Raw genomic sequence first — 5,247 nt, 5'->3', positions numbered from 1 at the left:
GCTTTATTTGGGTGCTCAGCAGCGAACCTAGTTGTTGATCCATACTCAGATTTAGAAATAGCAGCAAGTCATAACATTAATCCTGATTCAAACGGCAGGCCTTCTCCTGTAGTGGTGTATGTATTTGAATTAACGTCAAATACCATTTTCGAAAGCCAGGACTTTTTTTCTATTTATGAAGAAAGTGAAAAAGTCTTAGGACCTGATTTAGTGAATAAATATGAAGTTTCATTAACTCCAGGTCAGAAAGAAACATATCAAGCAAGTATGTCTCCAAAGACAGAATATTTAGGCATTGTCGTAGCGTTTCGAGATATTGAAAACTCAAATTGGCGACAAGTCATTAAAGTGGATAAGACCGGTTACAACACATATCAAGTATTGTTAGAAGATCTGTCTTTGGTCGTTAAATAACGTTTAGTTGGCTAATTATAAATGACGCAATACTCCAAGACGGCTTGGTGCGAAGGAATGTTTTTACGTCCCCAGCACTTCCAACAACAAGAACGCGCAACCTCTCAAGAATTCAAGGGCTTACATCAGTTAGGTGGGGCTTACAATTGGGGAGTTTGGAAATGTCGAGTAAAAAAACACGCGCTAAAAGATGGTCTTATTGAACTTGAGCATCTTGAAGCTGTTTTGCCAGATATGACGTTGGTTAATACGTTAATATCCAACGATTCAGTTTCGCCTCTACTTATTGATAAAAACACTGAAAATACGTTAGTAAAAATAACTCTCCCTCTTTCAAGTGTTACAGGTAAAAACGTTTCGGATGTAAGCGAATCGATCGTCTCTCGTTATGTACTTCAAGATATCGACGTGATAGATAACCTTACAGGACAAGATGAAGAAACCATCCAAGTTGCAGCCCTTAACCTAGAGTTGAAAGCGAGTAATGACAAATTAGCGGGTTATGTGGAGTTACCTATCTTAAGGATCAAAGAGGTAACTCCTGAAGGGGAAGTTATACTAGACGATGAGTACGTTCCTCCGCTTATCAACCTCCTTAGCGACAAAGTTATGTCAGCTTATCTACGTAACGTTATCGCGATGACAAAGATGCGTGCTGACGTTATTGCACAGCGCTTGATTAAGGGTAAATCTGCATCGGCATCTGCTGTTGATTTCATCATGCTCCAAATGCTGAACCGATATGAGGCGAAGTTAAAGCATTTCAGTGAGTTAGATAGGTTACATCCACTGGAATTAGCGACGACACTTAAAGGTTACATTGGTGAGTTAGCCACTTTTTCTAATAAAACTAAAAGAGTCCCAAGTTTGCTTGCGTATGATCACTTAGATGTATCAAGTGTCTATAGCGAGTTGAATCAGATACTCAGTCAGTACCTCAGTGTTGTCCTTGACCAAACTGCGACCAAACTTCCGTTGGAGCCTCGCCAATACGGTATTCAAGTGACGCCGCTTCCAGATAAACGCTTGCTTGAGTCATGCCAATTTGTGCTAGCAATTAAAGCAGACACCACAACAGATGAAATAAGACGCCTGGTCCCAGCGCAACTCAAGTTTGGCCCGGCAGAACAGATTCGCGATCTAATTAATAATCAGATCAACGGTATAAACGTAGTGCCGTTGAGTGTCGTCCCGAGACAGATTCCTTACCAAACGGGCTATGTTTATTTCGAAGTTGTCAAGAAAGGGCCATTTTGGATGAGGCTAAAAGATAGTGGCGGTATTGCGCTTCACCTATCAGGGCATTTTCCGAATGCTGAACTTGAGCTTTGGAGTATTAATCAATAGGCGCGCTCTGTATGGAACAAACGATAGTAAAACCAACACCGGGTGGAAGAGCACCCGCATCGAAACCACAATCAGAAAAGTCTGTGGATAATACCGTAGTTATCTCAAAAAGTCCTGAATTGGTGAACAATGATTCAGTGGTCGCTTATGGGAATAACTCTCTACTAGCAGAGGCGAATGGCCTGTTATCTATTATCGGTCAAATTCGCTCGACAGCGACTCATTCCGATCCGTTGTTTCTAAAAGAGACATTGGCACAAAAGCTTAGAGATTATGAGAACCGATTACGTCAGCATGACGTTGATTTGGATACCATTGATACAGCTCGTTATTGTTTATGCTGTTCACTAGATGAAGTTGTCCTTAACACCAATTGGGGTGGGAATTCATTCTGGAGTCACGATTCATTACTTAGCTCCTTCTATGCTAGCAGTCAAGGTGGGGAAGCGTTCTTTAAGCATCTTGATAAGTGCATGGCGAAACCAGATGTGAACTTAGATTTGCTTGAACTAATGTATGTGTGCTTATCTCTCGGGTTTCTGGGTCAATACCGTTTAGAAAAAAATGGACTGGAATCGCACCGGAAATTGAGAAGACAGGTTATTGCTACTCTTAAGACTTATGGGAGAGGAGTCCCTCAGGAACTAAGCAATAGTATCGACCAACACATTTTGAATGGCTCAAAGGCTTCTGATAGAGCTCCTCTTTGGGTTGTATGTTCTGTAACGGCGGCACTATTGGTCTGCATATATATGTATTTTAGTTATGAGCTAAATAAGGCATCCAATCGCACCTTTTCTCAATTAGTCAATTTGATTCAACCGCAACAACTTAACCAAGATGCAACGTCAGAATCAAAATCAGCGCCAATTGCAGAAAAGATTTCAATGTATCTAGCAACTGAGATCGGTAAGGGGCTAATCAATGTTGAGCCGCTGCAAGACAGGGTAAGAATTTCGTTAAAGTCTCAAGATCTATTTGAATCAGGTAGTGCTGATGTTGTCGCTTACATCCAACCCGTTATTTCTAAGCTTGCGAGAACATTGGAGTCGACCCAAGGCAAGATCATTGTTACTGGTCACACCGACGATAGGCCTATTTTCACGAGTAAATATCCCTCGAACTGGCACCTATCATTAGCTCGAGCCACTGCTATGTCTGAACAACTGATCTCGAATAGTGCATTAGAAGGGCGAGTGATACCCGAGGGATTGGGGGATGCAAGACCATTAGTTGAAAACAGTAGTGATGAAAACCGAGCTATTAACCGCCGGATTGAAATCGACCTTCTTGTCGCGAATTAATAATAGGTAGATAGAGATGCGTATTAAAGAAATTGGCAGAATATTTACTCAAAGATGGTTTCTCGGTCTTATAGGTGTCGCTGCTTGTTCTATTTTCATTTGGGTTGTTGGTCCACTTATTGCGATAGCGGGATATGAGCCCCTAAAGAGTGACTTTCAACGGCTAGTCACTATTCTAGTGTTGGTGTTGCTTTGGGCGATATTTAACGTTACCAAGCAGCATAAGCAAAAGGTGAAAGAAGACGAAAGTATTCAAACGTTGCTTGAGGTTGATAGCCTATCAGATAAAGAAGCGGCAAGTGAAATTGACTTAATGCGCGAGCGTATTGAGCAAGCTGTCAAAGTAGTGACGAAAACACACAAAGGCAAGAGAAGCTTGTATGACTTACCGTGGTATGTGTTGATTGGCCCTCCTGGAACGGGGAAAACAACCGTATTAAAGCAGTCGGGGTTAGAGTTTCCATTAGGAGACAGCCTTGGCTCTGACTCTATTGCCGGTGTAGGTGGCACTCGCCACTGTGATTGGTGGTTTGCAAATAAAGCAGTTCTTATAGATACGGCTGGCCGGTATACGACACAAGACAGTCAAGAAAAGGTCGACTCTAAAGCGTGGCATGGTTTCTTAGGATTGTTGAAAAAGTATAGAACGCAAAGACCAATTAATGGTGCGATTGTTACGATAAGTTTAGCCAGCGTGATGTCTCAGACTCGAACCGAGCGAAGTCTTCATGCTCGAGCAATTAAGTCGAGACTTCAAGAACTGAAAAACCAGTTAGGCATGCAGTTTCCGATTTACGTATTGCTCACCAAAATGGATTTAGTTGCCGGTTTCAATGAGTTTTTTGCCGATTTAAGTAAGGAAGAGCGAGAGGAATTATTTGGTTTCATGTTCCCTCGTGAAGTGGATGATGAAAGAGGCGTTATTTCTCTATTCAACAAAGAATTTCATGGCATGTTGGAGCGCCTTGATGCCCGTATGCTTAGAATACTTGAAACAGAGGACGATTTAGATAAACGCGCGCTTATCTTTGAATTTCCAAAGCAATTAAGAGTGCTACAAGCTAATCTTGACGAGTTTTTAGCTGAAATTTTTGCACAAAACAGTTTTGAAGAGCCTGCCTTGATTCGTGGTGTGTTTATGTTGAGTTCGGTTCAAGAAGGCTTACCAGTCGATAAGCTGATGAATGAATCAACCAATGGACTTGGGTTAAATCGTTTAGCTCTAGCAAAGAGTCAGACTGGTTCTCATAGTTATTTCGTAAAGAATCTTTTTGACAAGGTTATTTTCAAAGAGCAACTGTTAGGAACAGTTAATCGTCACTATCAAAAGCAGTCAGGTTGGATGCGTCGAGGTGTTTACATTGGATGTACAACGCTACTGCTAGGAGCTTCTGCGCTTTGGTTTATGAGTTATAAGTGGAACTCACAGTTAATTGTCGATACCAATGAACAAGCGAGCCATATTGATGCAATGATTGGCGCTCAAAGTTTAGATTTTGAAGCGGATATTGTTTCAGCTGTAGAAACATTAGATAGGTTGATGACGCTTCCTCTCGGAAAGCAAAGCGACTACGGTGATGCCGACTCTGTAAAGAGGTTTGGTCTCTATCAAGGAGACAAAGTGTCTCAGGCGGCAAACAATGCATATTCTGATGCTTTGACCCAATATTACGCCCCTCTGCTTCTTGATAGCTTGGTGTCAGAAATGGAGAGCAATCAACAGCATCGTGAGTATTTGTACGAAACGTTAAAAACGTATTTGATGTTATTCAATCCAGACAAATATCAACAAGATGAAGTGTTGGCTTGGTTTAACTTTTATTTCGAACGTCAATATCCGGGTGAGCTAAACGCAGACTTAAGAAGACGTTTGCTACAGCACACTCAATATTTATTAGGCAACGATGGACAAGGCTTTACTTACAACACTGCTGCCGTGACGAGTGCTCGAGAAGTGTTGACTCAAATGTCTCTACCTGAACGTGCTTATCAGCGAATGAAAATACAATTTTCTAAGAGTCATGTACCTTCATTTCGCTTGACTGATGTATTGGGACCTAAAGGGCTTGAGCAGTTCGAGCGAGCTAGTGGAAAACCGCTATCACAAGGCATTTCGGGTTTCTACACGTACAATGGTTTTCATAGCATTTTTCAGATTCAGATCAACCGTACAGTAAAAAGC

At 41.6% G+C, this 5,247-nt stretch carries 4 protein-coding genes; all 4 read left to right on the top strand.

What is annotated here, in order from left to right:
- The coding region (tssJ, locus tag IQR33_RS02550) for a type VI secretion system lipoprotein TssJ (RefSeq protein ID WP_193843484.1) at positions 1-414 on the top strand (414 nt) is incomplete at its 5' end.
- A gap of 21 nt (positions 415-435) precedes the next feature.
- Entirely contained in the window at positions 436-1,761 is a 1,326-nt protein-coding gene (gene tssK, locus IQR33_RS02545; RefSeq protein WP_080276943.1) for a type VI secretion system baseplate subunit TssK, read from the top strand.
- A gap of 11 nt (positions 1,762-1,772) precedes the next feature.
- Complete coding sequence (tssL, locus tag IQR33_RS02540; RefSeq protein ID WP_005375939.1) at positions 1,773-3,065, top strand: type VI secretion system protein TssL, long form; 1,293 nt, start codon at positions 1,773-1,775, stop codon at positions 3,063-3,065.
- Between the two features lie 16 nt (positions 3,066-3,081).
- Positions 3,082-5,247, top strand: a 2,166-nt coding sequence (gene tssM, locus IQR33_RS02535) for a type VI secretion system membrane subunit TssM (protein WP_193843483.1), incomplete at its 3' end; no start/stop codon positions are given.

Source organism: Vibrio sp. OPT46, from assembly GCF_015163535.1.
Lineage (GTDB): Bacteria > Pseudomonadota > Gammaproteobacteria > Enterobacterales > Vibrionaceae > Vibrio > Vibrio alginolyticus.
Note: the sequence above shows the minus strand (reverse complement) of the source record. Positions and strands in the feature narration are given on the sequence as shown.

Bases quoted from the DNA above. Each gene is read 5' to 3' on its own strand.
- tssK (WP_080276943.1), top strand. From the start codon at position 436: ATGACGCAATACTCCAAGACGGCTTGGTGCGAAGGAATGTTTTTACGT.
- tssL (WP_005375939.1), top strand. From the start codon at position 1,773: ATGGAACAAACGATAGTAAAACCAACACCGGGTGGAAGAGCACCCGCA.